This window comes from Microbacterium testaceum StLB037 (assembly GCF_900104345.1).
GTDB lineage: Bacteria > Actinomycetota > Actinomycetes > Actinomycetales > Microbacteriaceae > Microbacterium > Microbacterium testaceum_A.
In genome coordinates this window covers 42,571-56,997 of the sequence record NZ_FNJN01000008.1, presented here as the reverse complement: position 1 = coordinate 56,997, position 14,427 = coordinate 42,571, and the positions used below count along the sequence as shown (strand labels likewise).

General features: G+C 71.0%; 13 protein-coding genes. 9 read left to right on the top strand and 4 right to left on the bottom strand.

The features are described from left to right. The first annotated feature begins 38 nt into the window (after window positions 1–38). Window positions 39–1,568 carry a S1C family serine protease gene (locus BLS25_RS15600; protein ID WP_074696909.1) on the top strand — a complete coding sequence of 510 codons (1,530 nt, stop codon included), beginning with the start codon at window positions 39–41 and terminating at the stop codon, window positions 1,566–1,568. Window positions 1,569–1,639: 71 nt separating this feature from the next. On the opposite strand, the gene BLS25_RS15595 is transcribed toward BLS25_RS15600, so the two are convergent. The 3 genes from BLS25_RS15595 to BLS25_RS16740 all read right to left on the bottom strand — a co-directional run bounded on the left by BLS25_RS15595 (window position 1,640) and on the right by BLS25_RS16740 (window position 4,709). Next, window positions 1,640–2,983, bottom strand: a complete 1,344-nt coding sequence (locus BLS25_RS15595; RefSeq protein WP_074696907.1) for a maltokinase N-terminal cap-like domain-containing protein — start codon at window positions 2,981–2,983, stop codon at window positions 1,640–1,642. A gap of 77 nt (window positions 2,984–3,060) precedes the next feature. Beyond that, window positions 3,061–3,999 (bottom strand): hypothetical protein, encoded by a 939-nt coding sequence (locus BLS25_RS15590; RefSeq protein ID WP_074696905.1) that lies wholly within the window; start codon window positions 3,997–3,999, stop codon window positions 3,061–3,063. Window positions 4,000–4,220: 221 nt separating this feature from the next. After that, a complete protein-coding gene (locus tag BLS25_RS16740) occupies window positions 4,221–4,709 on the bottom strand; it encodes a hypothetical protein (RefSeq protein WP_143017977.1) in 489 nt (162 codons plus the stop codon). A gap of 385 nt (window positions 4,710–5,094) precedes the next feature. Between BLS25_RS16740 and BLS25_RS17230 the strand changes: the two genes are divergently transcribed. Genes BLS25_RS17230 through BLS25_RS15575 form a run of 3 tightly spaced genes read left to right on the top strand, consistent with a single transcriptional unit; the run spans window position 5,095 to window position 8,276 of the window. Continuing rightward, on the top strand, window positions 5,095–6,420 hold the full coding sequence (locus BLS25_RS17230; RefSeq protein WP_256335605.1) for an ABC transporter ATP-binding protein: 1,326 nt from the start codon (window positions 5,095–5,097) through the stop codon (window positions 6,418–6,420). A gap of 8 nt (window positions 6,421–6,428) precedes the next feature. Next, window positions 6,429–7,958 carry a hypothetical protein gene (locus BLS25_RS15580; RefSeq protein ID WP_371129347.1) on the top strand — a complete coding sequence of 510 codons (1,530 nt, stop codon included), beginning with the start codon at window positions 6,429–6,431 and terminating at the stop codon, window positions 7,956–7,958. A 51-nt stretch (window positions 7,959–8,009) separates the two neighbouring features. Continuing rightward, the gene (locus tag BLS25_RS15575; protein WP_056230575.1) at window positions 8,010–8,276 is read left to right on the top strand and encodes a DUF3039 domain-containing protein; all 267 of its coding nucleotides are present in this window, start codon (window positions 8,010–8,012) and stop codon (window positions 8,274–8,276) included. Window positions 8,277–8,756: 480 nt separating this feature from the next. Here BLS25_RS15575 and BLS25_RS15570 read toward each other — a convergent pair whose 3' ends face one another. Further along, window positions 8,757–10,082, bottom strand: a complete 1,326-nt coding sequence (locus BLS25_RS15570; RefSeq protein WP_074696902.1) for a nicotinate phosphoribosyltransferase — start codon at window positions 10,080–10,082, stop codon at window positions 8,757–8,759. Window positions 10,083–10,433: 351 nt separating this feature from the next. On the opposite strand from BLS25_RS15570, the gene murI reads away from it, so the two are divergent. The 5 genes from murI to BLS25_RS15545 all read left to right on the top strand — a co-directional run bounded on the left by murI (window position 10,434) and on the right by BLS25_RS15545 (window position 14,424). Then, window positions 10,434–11,252, top strand: a complete 819-nt coding sequence (gene murI / locus BLS25_RS15565) for a glutamate racemase (RefSeq protein ID WP_074696900.1) — start codon at window positions 10,434–10,436, stop codon at window positions 11,250–11,252. Between the two features lie 36 nt (window positions 11,253–11,288). Next, on the top strand, window positions 11,289–12,014 hold the full coding sequence (gene rph / locus BLS25_RS15560; RefSeq protein WP_074696898.1) for a ribonuclease PH: 726 nt from the start codon (window positions 11,289–11,291) through the stop codon (window positions 12,012–12,014). Window position 12,015: 1 nt separating this feature from the next. Continuing rightward, entirely contained in the window at window positions 12,016–12,612 is a 597-nt protein-coding gene (gene rdgB, locus BLS25_RS15555) for an RdgB/HAM1 family non-canonical purine NTP pyrophosphatase (protein ID WP_074696896.1), read from the top strand. Window positions 12,613–12,690: 78 nt separating this feature from the next. Then, complete coding sequence (locus BLS25_RS15550) at window positions 12,691–13,608, top strand: cation diffusion facilitator family transporter (protein WP_074696894.1); 918 nt, start codon at window positions 12,691–12,693, stop codon at window positions 13,606–13,608. Between the two features lie 171 nt (window positions 13,609–13,779). Beyond that, window positions 13,780–14,424, top strand: a complete 645-nt coding sequence (locus tag BLS25_RS15545) for a hypothetical protein (RefSeq protein ID WP_074696892.1) — start codon at window positions 13,780–13,782, stop codon at window positions 14,422–14,424. Window positions 14,425–14,427 lie beyond the last annotated feature (3 nt).

The following is a 14,427-nucleotide window of genomic DNA, read 5'->3' as shown; positions in this document are numbered from 1 at the left end:
GTGGTCATCGTAGAAGCACCTGGAACAAGGAGCATCCCATGAGCGACAACACGGACAACCGCCCCGCGGGCGACCACAACAGCCACCTCGACAACTCCGCCGCGAACGGCGCCGTTCCCGCGTCGCCGCAGCCCGAGTCCACCACCCCCGCCGCGCCGCGCTACGACGTGCCGCCGGTGCCCACGCGTTCGCCGGCCTCGGCCGCCGCCGCCTGGCCCCCGCCCGCCGCCGGCACCGCACCGCAGCACCCCGGTTACGCCTCGGCCCCCTCGGGCGCGACGACGCCGACCGGTCAGGCCTTCGGCCCCGCCGCCACCGACGCGCACCCCACCCTCGCGATGCCGTCGTCGACGTCCACCGCCCCCCGCAAGAAGAGCTCGGTGCCGCGCGTCGCGGCCCTGCTCGTCGCGGCCGCCCTCGTCGGCGGTGGCGCGGGCCTCGGCGGCACCTACGCCGGCCTCAACCTCTGGGGCGGCTCGAACACCTCGGCGGCGTCAGGCCCCTCGGCCATCACGGTCAACAACCCCGACAGCGTCAACAACACCTCGGCGGTCGCCGCGAAGGTCGTCCCCAGCGTCGTCACCATCAGCGCGACGGCCGGGCAGTCGGGCGGCACCGGTTCGGGCGTGATCCTCAGCCAGGACGGCTACGTGCTCACCAACACGCACGTGGTCACCCTCGACGGTCAGAGCGGCAGCGCCAAGATCTCGGTCACCACCTCGGACGGCAAGGTCTACTCGGCCAAGGTCGTCGGCACCGACCCCACCTACGACCTCGCGGTCATCAAGCTCGACAACGCCTCGGGCCTGACCCCCATCGAATGGGCCGACTCGTCCAAGCTCAACGTCGGCGACAACGCCATCGCGATCGGCGCCCCGCTCGACCTGCCGAACACCGTCACGACCGGTATCGTCAGCGCGCTGAACCGTTCGATCCAGGTCGCCTCGTCGGCCGCCCCGAGCGACGGCACCGACCAGCAGCAGCAGGAGCCGGGTCAGGAGAGCCCGTTCCGCTTCGACTTCGGTCAGGGCCAGGAGCAGCAGTCCGCCAACCAGACGATCAAGATCGCCGTCATCCAGACCGACGCCGCCATCAACCCCGGCAACTCCGGCGGAGCGCTCGTCAACAACGAGGGCAAGCTGATCGGCATCAACGTCGCCATCGCGAGCGCCGGCGGATCGTCGTCGGGCGGACAGTCCGGCAACATCGGCGTCGGCTTCTCGATCCCCTCCGACATCGCCAAGCGCATCTCGCAGGAGATCATTGACAACGGCTCCGCCACGCACGGCCTGCTGGGTGCCTCGGTTCAGGATGCCGCCTCCATCCAGGGAGCGACCACGACCGGTGCCTACATCGCCGACGTCTCCGGCGGAGGGGCGGCGCAGGCGGCCGGACTCCAGAAGGGCGACGTGATCACCAAGGTCAACGGCATCCCCGTGACGAACTCCATCGACCTCACCGCCCAGGTGCGCGCGCTCGCCGCGGGCAGCAAGGCCGAGATCACCTACAACCGCTCCGGCCAGGAGAAGACCGCCGAGGTCACCCTAGGCTCGATGCCCACGAGCTGACCCGCTCCGAGCAACGAAAACGCCACCCCGCCAGACAGTGCGGGGTGGCGTTCTCGTGATGAAGTGAGCGGTCAGCGCAGGGGTGCCAGGCGCCCGATGGCGGCGAGGGGGATACCCACCCAGTCCGGGCGATTTCGCGTCTCGTAGATCGCTTCGTACACGGCCTTGTCGAGTTCGAACGCCTCGAGCAGGGGATCGTCGTCGGTGCGGGGGCGACGCGTCGTGTCGGCGTATCCGTCGAGGAAGGCCTGCTGCGCGGCGATGACCCACGCGCGCACGGCCTCGCCGTCGTCGTCGGCCACGGCACCCGAGACGTAGTCGAACGAGCGGAGCATGCCGGCCACATCGCGGACCGCGACATCGGGCTGGAGGCGCTCGTTGATCGGACGAAGGGGCTCACCCTCGAAGTCGAGGAGCACCCATCCGTTCGAGGGCGTGTCGAGCACCTGACCGAGGTGCAGATCGCCGTGAATCCGCTGCAGAGCAGGCCATTTCGCGGCCAGAGCGCGGGCGTAGACGTCGCGGATCTGCTCCTCGTAGGGCTGCAGAGCGGGCACTTCCCCGAGCGCGATCAATAGTCGTCGCTCCCACGCGCCGGTGATGGCGGAGCGGTCGGCCTCGCTCGGATCGAGGGTCGAGAACTGCTCGGCGAGTGCCACGTGCATGCCGGCGACGCTCGCTCCGAGGGCGTACGCGCGGTCGGCGAAGTCCTCTCCGGCGGCCGCGGCGTCGAGCGCGACGCGCCACGCATCTTCGACTCCCTCAAAGAATTCCTGCGCGAAAGCGAGCGATCCGCTGACCGGAACACCCTCGGGCGTCATCCAGATTCCGCGGACTTCGCCGATCGCTCCGGGCACGAAAGCGGCCCCTCCAGCGGCCAGAGCGGACTGCAGCTCGACGTCAGGATTGATCCCCGGATTCACCTGCCGGAACAACTTGCAGATGACGGGGACACCCGGCTCTTCACCCTCGGGTCGGTAGATGATCGAGGTGTTCGACTGCTCGCCGCTCAGCACGCGCGCGGTCATCTGCGGAGCAGGCGCCCGCCCGCCCGTCGCCCCGAGCGGAATGCCCCGGAACCCGTCCTCGTCCGATCCCACCTCGCCGCCGACCGACACCAGCGCGTACAGCGCATCGGTGAAGGCGGGGTCGGTCGTGGCATCCGTCCACACGAGCCCGTCGTCGGCGGCGCCGATCAGACTCCCGGGAGGAACGGACCCCTCCGGCCGGCGCGCAACCGGCACCTGGTACACGATCGCCGGGTGCACGGCTTCGTCGCGCACCAGCAGCAGTCGCGCATCGGCCGCATCGAGCGGCCAGTCGGCCACGAGAGTCAGCCGCGGATCGCGGCCCTTCGTGCCGTACCAGCGCTGACGCGGCATCCAGACAGCGAGGAGATCGAGGAGGTCGCCCATGTCGCGAGGCTAACGCGCGGGTCTTCGCATCGCGAAGGTCTTGCGCGCGCCCCCGTGTCGATGAGAAAGGGTGAGCCTCAGGATGCCGACGTGCGGTCGTCGTCGCCCGCCTCGAGCCCCGGATTCTCGGGGCGGTTCTTGCGCCCCGGGAGGGCCTTGCGGGCCAGCGAACCCGTACGGCGACCGGCCCCGGCGATGGCCTCACCGACGCGGCGGACACCGCCCACCGCGGCGCGTTCGAGCCGCTCGCTGCCGGGCGTGGGCTCGAGGTCGACCGGGAGCGCGAGCGGGGGAGTGCCGAACGCGCGACGGGCGTTGACGAGCACGCGACGGCCGAGGATGTGGTTGCCCGCACCTCCGACGACAGCGCCGACGCCGAACGGCAGCGCCTTGCCGATCCACGACGCACCGCCCCGCGTGGCGAACTGTCGCACGAACGTCGTCTTGAGGCGGTCGACGAGCGGCCCGACCATCGCGCGGGGGAGCGTCTTGGTCACCATCTCTCCCCAGTAGCTCGAGCGCGAGACGCCACGACCGGCGGCTTGCGACGCCAGCTGCGACACGAGGTCGATGCCCTCCTTGCCGAGCATGAGCGCGAGAACCAAAGCGCGAGCGCGGTCGGGGTCTTCGACGACGACCCCGTGCACCTCGGCGACCGACTGCGCGTAGAGAGCCGTCGCCTCGAGGAAGCCCACGGTCTCGACCCCGCTCAACGCGAGCGTCACGCCCGTGCCGATGCCGGGCACCACGGCCGTGGCGCCGACTGCAGCTCCACCCGTGGTGACGGCCGCGAGATAGCGGCGCTCGAGGATTCTCAGGATCTCGTCGACGGTGGCATCCGGATGCCGCAACCGCACGCTGCGCAGGTGCGCGAGCACCACGGGTCGCTGCACCGAGAGCACGCGATCGAGCAGACGGATCGTTCGCGGGTGCTCCTCGGACCCCACCGGCGGGAGGCCGCCTTTCCAGGGGGCGTCGTCGGGCAGGGTGTGGATGCGGTGCACCTTCTCAGCCATGCCTCCATCCTCACCCCGGTGGCGATTTGGCCGGGGGCGGTTGACGGCGGGGCGCTCCCGGGGCGCGACGGGGCGTGAGGGGTCAGGAAGTGTCGCCCAGAGGAGACGCGAAGCGACAGAATTCGACCTCTCACGCGGGGACGGAGAGAAGCCGACGGGATGCCGCGCACCGACGTCATCCGTTCAGATGAAATGTTTCGCACTGGTCGCCGGGCCTTTCGTTATCTGTGAGTGTGTGCGGCGCGCGACCAGGCGTCGGTCGGTGTCGGAGGGGGTTGGTAGTTTGGTGCGATGACAGCGTCGCTGCCGGTGCCCCCCGAAAAGTCCTCTTCAGATACCGAGGGCGCGTCGGCGAGCGCCGAAGCCTCGATGTCGCCCCCGCCCAAGCCCCGCGCTCCGCGGACGACGACCCCGCGTGCGCCCCGGCGCCCCGCCGCGGCGACGGCGTCGGACGACGCCGAGTCCGAGTCGGCCACGGCGCCCAAGCCGCCGGCGAAGCCGCGTGCCCCGCGCACGACGGCCGCGCGCGCCGCGTCGGGCACGTCCGCGACGGCCCGCACGGCCGCCGCGAAGAAGCCCGCGACTCCGCGAAAGCCTGCTGCCCCGCGCACCACGGCCGCGTCGAAGGCCGCGGGTGCGAAGCCCGCCGCTGGAGCGAAGCCCTCCGCTGGAGCGAAGCCCGCCGCCGGAGCGAAGCCGGCGGTTCCCAAGAAGCCGGCCGCCCCGCGTCAGACGGCGGCGGCGAAGGCAGCCGCGGCGAAGGCTGCAGCTCTCGAGGCTGCCCAGGACGAGGCGACGACGAGGGCGACCGATGCGGTCGCGCCGAGTGTCGGCATCCCTCCGCTGCTTCCCGATGACATCGTGGTGCCCCCGCGTCCGCCGCTGCCGGGTGCTGAGCCCTCGGGCGAGGCCGCGCCGGCTGAGGTGGTGGTCGGGGAGCCCGCTGGTGACTCTGCGGCTGCGCCGGAGGCGGCGGTCGGGGAGCCCGCTGGTGACTCTGCGGCTGCGCCGGAGGTGGCGGTCGGGGAGCCTGCGCCTGAGCTGGCTTCGGCCGGGGCGGCTGACGCTGACCTGGAACCGGCGGATGCGGAGCCTGTGGCTGATCCCACGCCCGCCGATATCGCCGTCGAAGAGCCCCTGGTCGAGGCCACTGACGCGTCGGTGTCCGAGTCTGAGCCCGTCGACGTGGCGGAGCTCGAGCCCGCTGAGGCGTCTCCGTCGGAGTCTGAGTCTGCCTCGGCGCTCGCCGCCGAGCCGGTCGCCGAGATCGTCACCGAGAAGCCGCTCGAGGCCGACGCCCGGGCCGAGGTCTCGGGCGACGCGTCGAGCGCCGTCGCCGAGTCCGCCGGTACCTCCGACATCGACGACGCGGCCGAGCCCCACGACCCGACGCCCGCCGACGTGCACGTGGACGAGGTCGCGGCGGGGTCGAACGAGTCTGAACTGCTCGTCAAGAGTGTCGCCCCCGACGGAGCGGAGGCATCGGTCGAGGCCGAGGAGACGCCCGAGCCCGAGACCGCTGTGTTCGCTGCCGCCTCGGCTGAGCCGAGCGACGACGAGGCGAACGATGACGCCGCCCACCACGGCGACGACCTCGAGCCCGCCGCGGTCGCGGCTGCGCCGGCGGTCGATGGGGTCACGGCATCCGCTGACGAGACCGCCGTCCCCGCTCTCGCGCTCCGGACGATCACGAAGAGCTTCGGCGAGCTGCGGGCGGTCGACGCGATCGACCTGACCGTTCCCGCCGGTGCGTTCTACGGTCTGGTCGGCCCCAACGGTGCCGGCAAGACCACGACCCTGTCGATCATCGCGGGACTGCTGCGACCCGATCGCGGCACCGTCACGATCAACGGCGTCGACGCGGGCAAGCGCTCGCGCGAGGCGAAGAAGCTCATCGGCGTCCTGCCCGACCGGCTGCGCACCTTCGACCGGCTCACGGGCCGCCAGCTGCTGTCGTACTACGGCGCTCTGCGCGGGCTCCCCGCCCCGCTCGTCGAGAGCCGCACGGCCGACCTCGCCCGCGCGTTCGACCTCGTCGAGGCGCTGTCGCGTCCCGTGTCGGACTACTCCGCCGGTATGACCAAGAAGGTCATGCTCGCCGGCGCGATGATCCACTCGCCGCGCCTGCTCGTGCTCGACGAGCCGTTCGAAGCCGTCGACCCCGTCTCAAGCGGCGTCATCCTCGACATCCTCGGCACGTACGTCGAACACGGCGGCACGGTCATCCTCTCGAGCCACGGCATGGAGCTCGTCGAACGCGTCTGCTCGCGGGTCGCGGTGATCGTCTCGGGTCAGGTGCTCGCCGAGGGCACCGTCGACGAGGTGCGCGGCGAAGGAACGCTCGAGGAGCGCTTCCGCGAGCTCTCCGGTGGGCTCGGCGACGTGGAGGGCCTCGAGTGGTTGCACACGTTCTCCGCCTGAGGCTCGCCATGATGCTGGGCGCCCTGCGGGGCGACCGGCGCGAGGTCATCCGGCGTGCCATCGGCGTGGTCATCCTGATCGGCGCCACCGTCGTGGCCGCGATGAGCGCGGCCGGTCTCGCGGATGCCAGCAACCTCACCACGGCCGTCGTCACGGTGCTCGCGGGCTCGGCGGTGACGCTCGGCTTCGCGGTCGGTCCGCCCGTCACCGCGTCGATCGACCCCCTCGACCCCCGGCGCTTCGCCGTCGTCGGCCCCGAACCCCGCCCCCTGTCCGGAGCGCTCCTGCTGGCTGGCTTCCTCAGCGTCCCCGTGCTCGTGGTCCTCGCCCTCGGTGTGAGCCTCGCGATCGCGTGGGGCGCTCACGGCGCGTCGGCCTGGGCGAGCGTGGCATCCGTGGTCCTGGGCCTCACGACATGCGTCTTGTTCGCACGGGTGAGCATGGCGCTCGGCGCTCTCGTCCAGCGCCCCCGGCAGTCGCGCGAGCTCATCGGGGTGTACCTGGTCGCCGTGCTCGTCGTCGTCGTGCCCGTGGGTGTCTTCCTCGGTTCGCTTGAGTGGCGCGGCGCTGTGCCCTCGCAACTCGCGTCGGCCGCCGAGGTGCTCGCGTGGACGCCGATCGGCGCCGCGTGGGGCATCGCCCTGGCGCCCTCGGCCGGAGCCGCCGTGGGCAGCTTCGTCGTGGCCCTGGCCACCGTGCTCGTTCTCGCCCTGGCGTGGTTCGCGCTCGTCAACACCCTGCTCACCACGACCCGCCGCCCCATCGCCGTGCGCGAGCGCGGCGGTCTCGGATGGTTCGCGATCCTGCCCGGAACGCCCGGGGGAGCGGTCGCCGCCCGCAGCCTCTCGTACTGGCTGCGCGACCGTCGCTACATCGTCAACGTCATCATCGTGCCGATCGCCGCCGTCGTCTCGACGGTGCCGCTGCTGGTCGCCGGGGTGCCGTTCGAACTCGCCGTCCTCTTGCCGGTGCCGATCATGGCGCTGTTCTTCGGCTGGCTGCCGCACAACGACCTCGCCTACGACTCCACCGCGCTGTGGATGCACATCGCCAGCGGCATGCGCGGGGCTCCCGACCGCATCGGACGACTCGTTCCGGTGCTGCTCATCGGCATCCCGATCCTCGCCATCACCCTGCCGCTCGCCATCGTCGCCCACGGGCGCTGGGCCATCCTCCCCGCCATGGTCGGCGTCTGCGCGGCGCTGTTCCTGGCCGGGCTCGGACTGTCGAGCATCTCGTCAGTCGTTGCTCCCTACGCGGTGTCGCGGCCGGGTGACAGCCCGTTCCAGCAGCCGCAGCGCACGGGCTCGGGTGGCGTCGTCGCCCAGGGTCTCGTGATGGCCGGGGCGATCGCGGCGGCCTCGCCCGCGGCGTGGCTCACGTGGCAGGCGATCAACGGTCAAGAGATCGACTCGATGCTCGCTCTCTGGGTCGGCGTCGGCGCCGGAGCAGTCGTGCTCGTCATCGGTGTCACCGTCGGTGCGGCGCTGTTCGAACGTCGCGGAACCCGGCTCATGGAGTTCGCCGAAGCGACCTGACCTCGCCTCGCACCGACCGCTCGGGGCGTACCGCGGCTACACTGGCTCTCCATGAGCACGCCTCTCGACAGTCCTGACAGCGGGGGTCTCGCGACCCTGGATCGTGAGCTCGAAGAGCTCATCCGCGAAGAGAACATCGAGCCCGGTGATCACGAGCGCTTCTCGCATTACGTGAAGAAGGACAAGATCCTCGAGTCCGCCCTGAGCGGCAAGCCGGTGCGTGCGCTGTGCGGCAAGAAGTGGACGCCGGGGCGCGACCCCGAGAAGTTCCCCGTCTGCCCGCAGTGCAAAGAGATCTACGAGTCCCTCATCAACTGAGGGTTTCTCACCCCGCGTGAGGGGTCAGGAAGTGTCGCCGGCGCCGTCGCCCAGCGACACTTCCTGACCCCTCACGCGCGGTTCGGACCTGGTGCGCGGGGCACCTTGCTTCACTTGCCGCACTTTGTCGCTGCGCGGCCCGCCCGGTGGCCATTCGCGGCAACCCAACCCGGTGAGGGTGGCGGACTCGCGCGCGCGCCATGGCCGCGCCCCGCTTCAGTTGCCGCACTTGGTCGCTGCGCGCCCCGCCCGGCCGCCATTCGCGGCAACTCAACCCGGGAGGGTGGCGGACTCGCGCGCGCGCCATGGCCACGCCCCGCTTCAGTTGCCGCACTTGGTCGCTGCGCGCCCCGCCCGGCCGCCATTCGCGGCAACTCAATCAGCCAAAGTCCCCTGCGCGCGTGGCTCACCTTCCGTGGGCTACGCGCACGCGGCGACAGTTTTTGACCCCTCACGCGCGGCGGGGCGGGCGAGCGCGGCTCACTCGGCGTTGCGGTACTCCGTCGGGAGCGCGGGGTCGGCCTTGCTCAGCGCGAGGGCGCGCACGGGCAGCTCCTCGCGGACGCGCGAGTGATGAGCCCGAGCGGCCTGCACTCCCGCTGCGCCGAGGGAGGCGGCATCCGCTTCTCCGTCCTCCATGAGCGCGGTCTGCAGCGCACGGGCGTCGGGGTGCTCGGCCGCGGTCGAGAGCTCTTCGAAACCGTCGCTGACGATGATCAGCTCCGAGGTCGCGGTGCCCGCGTCGAGGGTGCGGAAGGCCGCCTTGCGACCGCCGTGCGAGGCCTTCTGAGCGGATGCCTTGGCCACACCCACCCACGAACCGTCCGCGGCCTCGCGGGCGACGAGTTTGAAGACCAGGCCCGCCGTCGGAACGCCCGACCCGGTCGCGACCGAGGTCCCGACGCCGTACGAGTCGACGGGGGATGCCGCGAGAGCAGCGAGCGCGTACTCGTCGAGGTCGCTCGTCACGGTGATCCGCGTGTTCGTCGCGCCGAGTTCGTCGAGCAGCGCCCGCACCTCGCCCGCGACGATGGGGAGGTCGCCGGAGTCGATGCGGACCCCGCCCAGCTCGGTGCCCGCGACGCGGACGGCCGTGCGCACACCCTCGGGGATGTCGTACGTGTCGATGAGCAGGGTCGTGCCCGGGCCGAGGGCCTCGACCTGCGAGCGGAAAGCGTCTTCTTCGGTGTCGTGCAGCAGCGTCCACGCGTGGGCCGCGGTGCCCATGGTCGGAACTCCCCAGCGGCGACCGGCCTCGAGGTTGCTCGTCGCCGAGAACCCGGCGATGTACGCCGCGCGGGCAGCGGCGACGGCGGCCTCTTCGCTCGCGCGCCGGGAGCCCATCTCGGCGAGGGGACGCTCGCCCGCGGCCACGGTCATGCGGGCGGCGGCAGTGGCGACGGCGGAGTCGTAGTTCAAGATGCTCAGGGCGAGCGTCTCGAGCAGCACCGCCTCGGCGAAGGTGCCCTCGATCGTCAGCAGCGGCGACCCGGGGAAGTAGACCTCGCCCTCGCGGTATCCCGTCACCGAGCCGGTGAAACGGTAGTCGGCGAGGAATTCGATGGTCGTGGCATCCACCACCCGGTTGTCGCGGAGGTAGCGCAACTCGTCATCGCCGAAGCGGAAGTCGCGGATCGCCTCGAGCAACCGCCCCGTGCCCGCGACGACGCCGAACCGGCGCCCGCCGGACAGGCGGCGACCGAAGACCTCGAACACGCAACGGCGCGAGGCCGTGCCGTCGCGGAGCGCCGCGTCGAGCATCGTGAGTTCGTAACGGTCGGTGTGCAGGGCGGTGCTACGGCTCATTCGGTCAGCCTATTGCGGCCCGTCGTCGGGCGTCGGGTCGCCCTCAGCCCCTTGACGGGTCGGTGCGACACAACCCAGGACTTTCGGCCGGCGCGCCCTGTCGACGGGCGTTGGAGAAGCGGGAGGATGCCGACATTCCTGCATTCTGGTGGCGTGCGCGGGATCCGGAACGGTCGCGGCGCCGCCTGGCGGTATAGGCCCCCGCACGCACTACGCAGGAAATACGGTGGCGGGGCGTCGACGAGCCGCGGCGGCGGGGAGGAGGGATGCCGAATCTCCTGCGTTGTGTACGCGGCGACGCTGTCGACACCCCGAAACCCGTCCCACCCCCGCCCGATAGGCTGGGTCCCTATGGACGACGCGCCGATCGGGATCTTCGACTCAGGAGTCGGCGGCCTCACCGTCGCCCGCGCGGTCTCTCAACAGCTGCCGCGCGAGTCGATCCTCTACATCGGCGACACCGCGCGTTCGCCCTACGGCCCGAAGCCCATCGCCGACGTGCGCAAGTACTCGCTCGAGGTGCTCGACACCCTCGTCGAGCAGGGCGTGAAGATGCTCGTGATCGCCTGCAACACGGCGTCGTCCGCCATGCTCCGCGATGCCCGCGAGCGGTACGACGTGCCCGTCGTCGAGGTCATCGGCCCCGCCGTCCGCACCGCCATGTCGACCACCCGCAACGGCCGCATCGGCGTGATCGGCACAGTCGGCACGATCGGATCCCGCGCCTACCAGGACATGCTCGAGGTCAACGAGAACCTCACGGTGTTCGCCGAGGCCTGCCCGCGGTTCGTCGAGTTCGTCGAGGCCGGAGTCACCGACTCACCCGAGGTGCTCGCCACCGCTGAGCAGTACCTCGCCCCGCTCCGCCACGCCGGCGTCGACACGCTCGTGCTCGGCTGCACGCACTACCCGTTCCTCGAGGGAGCCATCAGCTACGTGATGGGGCCCGACGTGAGCCTCGTCTCGAGCGACAGTGAAACCGCGAAAGACGTCTACCGTCAGCTCGTCTCGCGTGATCTTCTCGCGAGTCCGGATGCCGTGCCCACCGCCCGCTACGAAGCCACGGGATCATCGGCCGACGACTTCGTGCGCCTCGCCCACCGCTTGATGGGTCGCGAGGTGCGCGAGGTGCAGCTCGTGCAGACCGGCGCCATCGACCTGCCGCGCTGAGGCGTGGCATCCATTTCCCGTTCCTCTGGAGGACTCATGACCCGCAAAGACGGTCGCACCAACGACCAGCTCCGCCCCGTCACCATCGAGCGCGGCTGGTCGGCGCACGCCGAGGGCTCGGCTCTCGTCACCTTCGGTGGCACGAAGGTGCTGTGCACCGCGTCATTCACGAACGGCGTGCCGCGCTGGCTGACCGGCAAGGGCAAGGGCTGGGTCACCGCCGAGTACGCGATGCTCCCGCGCGCGACGAACAGCCGCAACGATCGCGAGTCGATCAAGGGCAAGGTCGGCGGTCGCACGCACGAGATCTCGCGCCTGATCGGCCGCGCGCTCCGTGCCGTCGTCGACACCAAGGCACTGGGCGAGAACACGATCGTCATCGACTGCGACGTGCTGCAGGCCGACGGTGGCACGCGCACCGCGGCGATCACGGGTGCGTATGTGGCCTTGGCGGATGCCATCGCCTGGGGCCGCGAGAAAAAGTTCATCGGTCAGCGCGCAGAGGTGCTGCGCGACTCGGTCGCGGCGGTGTCGGTGGGCATCATCGACGGAGAGCCCATGCTCGACCTCGCCTACGTCGAGGACGTGCGGGCCGAGACCGACATGAACGTCGTCGTCACCGGCCGTGGCCTGTTCGTCGAGGTGCAGGGCACCGCCGAGGGTGCGCCGTTCGACAAGCGCGAGCTCGATCAGCTGCTCGAGCTGGGTGTGAACGGCTGCGCCGAGCTGCGCGGCATCCAGACCTCGGTGCTCGAGGCCTGACATGGCGCGCATCGTCCTGGCGACGCACAACCCGCACAAGGTCGAGGAGTTCCAGGCGATCGTCGCCGAGGTGCGCCCCGACCTCGAGGTCGTCGGATACGACGGGCCCGAGCCGGTCGAAGACGGCGTGACCTTCGCCGCGAACGCGCTGATCAAGGCCCGCGCGGCCGCGGCGCACACGGGTCTGCCGGCGCTGGCCGACGACTCGGGCGTGGCGGTCGACGTACTGGGCGGATCGCCGGGCGTCTTCTCGGCGTACTGGGCGGGACACAAGAAGGACGCGACCGCCAACCTCGAGCTGCTGCTCGACCAGTTGTCGGATGTCGCCGACCCGCATCGCACGGCGCAGTTCGTGTCGGTGATCGCGCTGGTGCGTCCGGACGGCGGGGAGCAGACGGTCGAGGGCCGTTGGCCCGGGCGTCTGGCGACGGCACCCGCCGGCCCCGGCGGTTTCGGCTACGACCCGATCTTCATCCCCGACGGCCAGCCCGCGGGCGAGGAACGGACCGTGGGGGAGTGGACGGCCGCGGAGAAGAACGCGGCATCGCACCGGTCGCGGGCGTTCCGCGAGTTGGCGCCACTGCTCGAGACGCTCTGAGCGAGACCGACACCCGTTCTCATTCCCGAGTTGCTCGAACCGACGCGGCCGAGCCTGTGCCCGATCTAGCCTTGAGCTATGCACGATCACGCGCCCTCCGGTGGCATCCGGGATGCCAGCAATAGGCGCCTGCTGGCGACCGCCCTGGCCCTGACGGCCACGGTGATGGTCGTGCAGGTCGTGGGCGCGATCCTGACCGGATCGTTGGCGCTGCTGGCCGACGCGGCGCACATGTTCACCGATGCCGCAGCCCTGGTGGTGGCGCTGATCGCCACCGCGATCGCCGCGCGCCCGGCGGATGATCGCCGCACGTTCGGCTACCAGCGCGCCGAAGTCCTGGGAGCCCTCGCGAACGGCGTGATCCTCATCGTGCTGTGCGCGTGGATCGGCGTCGAGGCGGTGCAGCGCCTCCTGACCCCCGCCGAAGCCGAGGTGCACGGCGCGCTCATGCTCGTCGTCGCGGTCGTCGGCCTCGTGGCCAACGCGGTGTCGATGTTCCTGCTCTCGCGCGCGCAGAAGCGCAGCATCAACGTGCGCGGCGCCTACCTCGAGGTGCTCGGCGACCTCATCGGCTCCGCCGCCGTGATCGTCGCCGCCATCGTGATCGTGACGACCGGATTCACGCAGGCGGATGCCATCGCCTCGCTGTTCATCGCCGTGATGATCGTGCCGCGGGCCATCGGTCTCCTGCGCGAGGTCGTGGTCGTGCTGACGGAATCGGCGCCCGTCGGCGTTCACGTCGCCGAGATCCGCGAGCATCTCCGCGAGGCGGACGGGGTGGTGGACGTGCACGACGTGCACGTGTGGCAGCTCACGCGTGGCGCCCCGGTGTTCAGCGCGCACGTCATCGTCGAGGACGCAGCCCTGACCGATGGGCGCGCGGCCGCGATCCTCGCGTCGCTGCAGACGTGCCTCGCCGACCACTTCGACGTGGAGCACTCGACGTTCCAGCTCGAGCCGGCGGGGCACGTGGAGCACGACTCGCGGCACGCGTGAACTCCGCCGCGGCTCGACCTTCCTCGGACAGCCAGCACCCCGACAAGCGGGTGAAGGCAGAGCTGGCTCAACCGCGTCGAGGGTGAAACCGCGGGTGGATTTTGCGTTTAAAACCCTTGATTTTCCGCGCCTCCGCGTTTTCTAGGGTCGAAGCAGACGCCATCCTGACGTGTGCCCTCTCCTCGCTTCGCCGCGTCCGTCGCGGTCCTTCTCGCCCTCGTCGGCGCTCTGACGCTGTCGCCGATCGCCGCCCGTGCTTCGGGTCCGGTCACCTCCGTCAGCGCCGGCGACGTCGACGGAGACACCATTCCCGACACGATCGAACGCGTGGTGTGCGGCAGTTCGACATGCGCCACGGGCACAGAGGACGTCGACGGTGACGGGATCGCCGACGCTGTCGAGGTTGCGTCGTGCGGGACGACGCGCTGCGCAGATCCCCGCGCCGACGCGGACGGCGACGGCATCCCGGATTTTGTGGAGCGACTGGTGTGCGGTTCCGACATCTGCGCATCCGGCCGTGAGGACACGGATGGGGATGGGGTCCCCGACTGGGTGGAATTCGTCATCTGCGGGACCGCGACGTGTGCGACCGGCTCGGAGGACCTCGATGGTGACGGCGTCGCCGACGCGGTGAGCCTCCAGGCGTACGCGCTCTACCGGCAGAAGCTCGCGACGACGGGTCAGGACGGGGATGGGGTTCCCTGGGCGGTCGGTGTCGGGGCGGCATTGATCATCGGCGGTGCGGGCGCGCTGGCGGTGCGCGCGCGCCGCCGCCCGAGACGTGACGCCAGTGAAGGTGCGGAGGTCCGCGCGTGAGCA

Coding starts and splice junctions, on each gene's coding strand:
- BLS25_RS15590 (WP_074696905.1), bottom strand. CDS start 3,999: ATGGCTGAGAAGGTGCACCGCATCCACACCCTGCCCGACGACGCCCCC.
- BLS25_RS15570 (WP_074696902.1), bottom strand. CDS start 10,082: ATGAGCCGTAGCACCGCCCTGCACACCGACCGTTACGAACTCACGATG.
- BLS25_RS15595 (WP_074696907.1), bottom strand. CDS start 2,983: ATGGGCGACCTCCTCGATCTCCTCGCTGTCTGGATGCCGCGTCAGCGC.
- rdgB (WP_074696896.1), top strand. CDS start 12,016: ATGGCGCGCATCGTCCTGGCGACGCACAACCCGCACAAGGTCGAGGAG.
- rph (WP_074696898.1), top strand. CDS start 11,289: ATGACCCGCAAAGACGGTCGCACCAACGACCAGCTCCGCCCCGTCACC.
- murI (WP_074696900.1), top strand. CDS start 10,434: ATGGACGACGCGCCGATCGGGATCTTCGACTCAGGAGTCGGCGGCCTC.
- BLS25_RS15550 (WP_074696894.1), top strand. CDS start 12,691: ATGCACGATCACGCGCCCTCCGGTGGCATCCGGGATGCCAGCAATAGG.
- BLS25_RS15580 (WP_371129347.1), top strand. CDS start 6,429: ATGATGCTGGGCGCCCTGCGGGGCGACCGGCGCGAGGTCATCCGGCGT.
- BLS25_RS15600 (WP_074696909.1), top strand. CDS start 39: ATGAGCGACAACACGGACAACCGCCCCGCGGGCGACCACAACAGCCAC.
- BLS25_RS15575 (WP_056230575.1), top strand. CDS start 8,010: ATGAGCACGCCTCTCGACAGTCCTGACAGCGGGGGTCTCGCGACCCTG.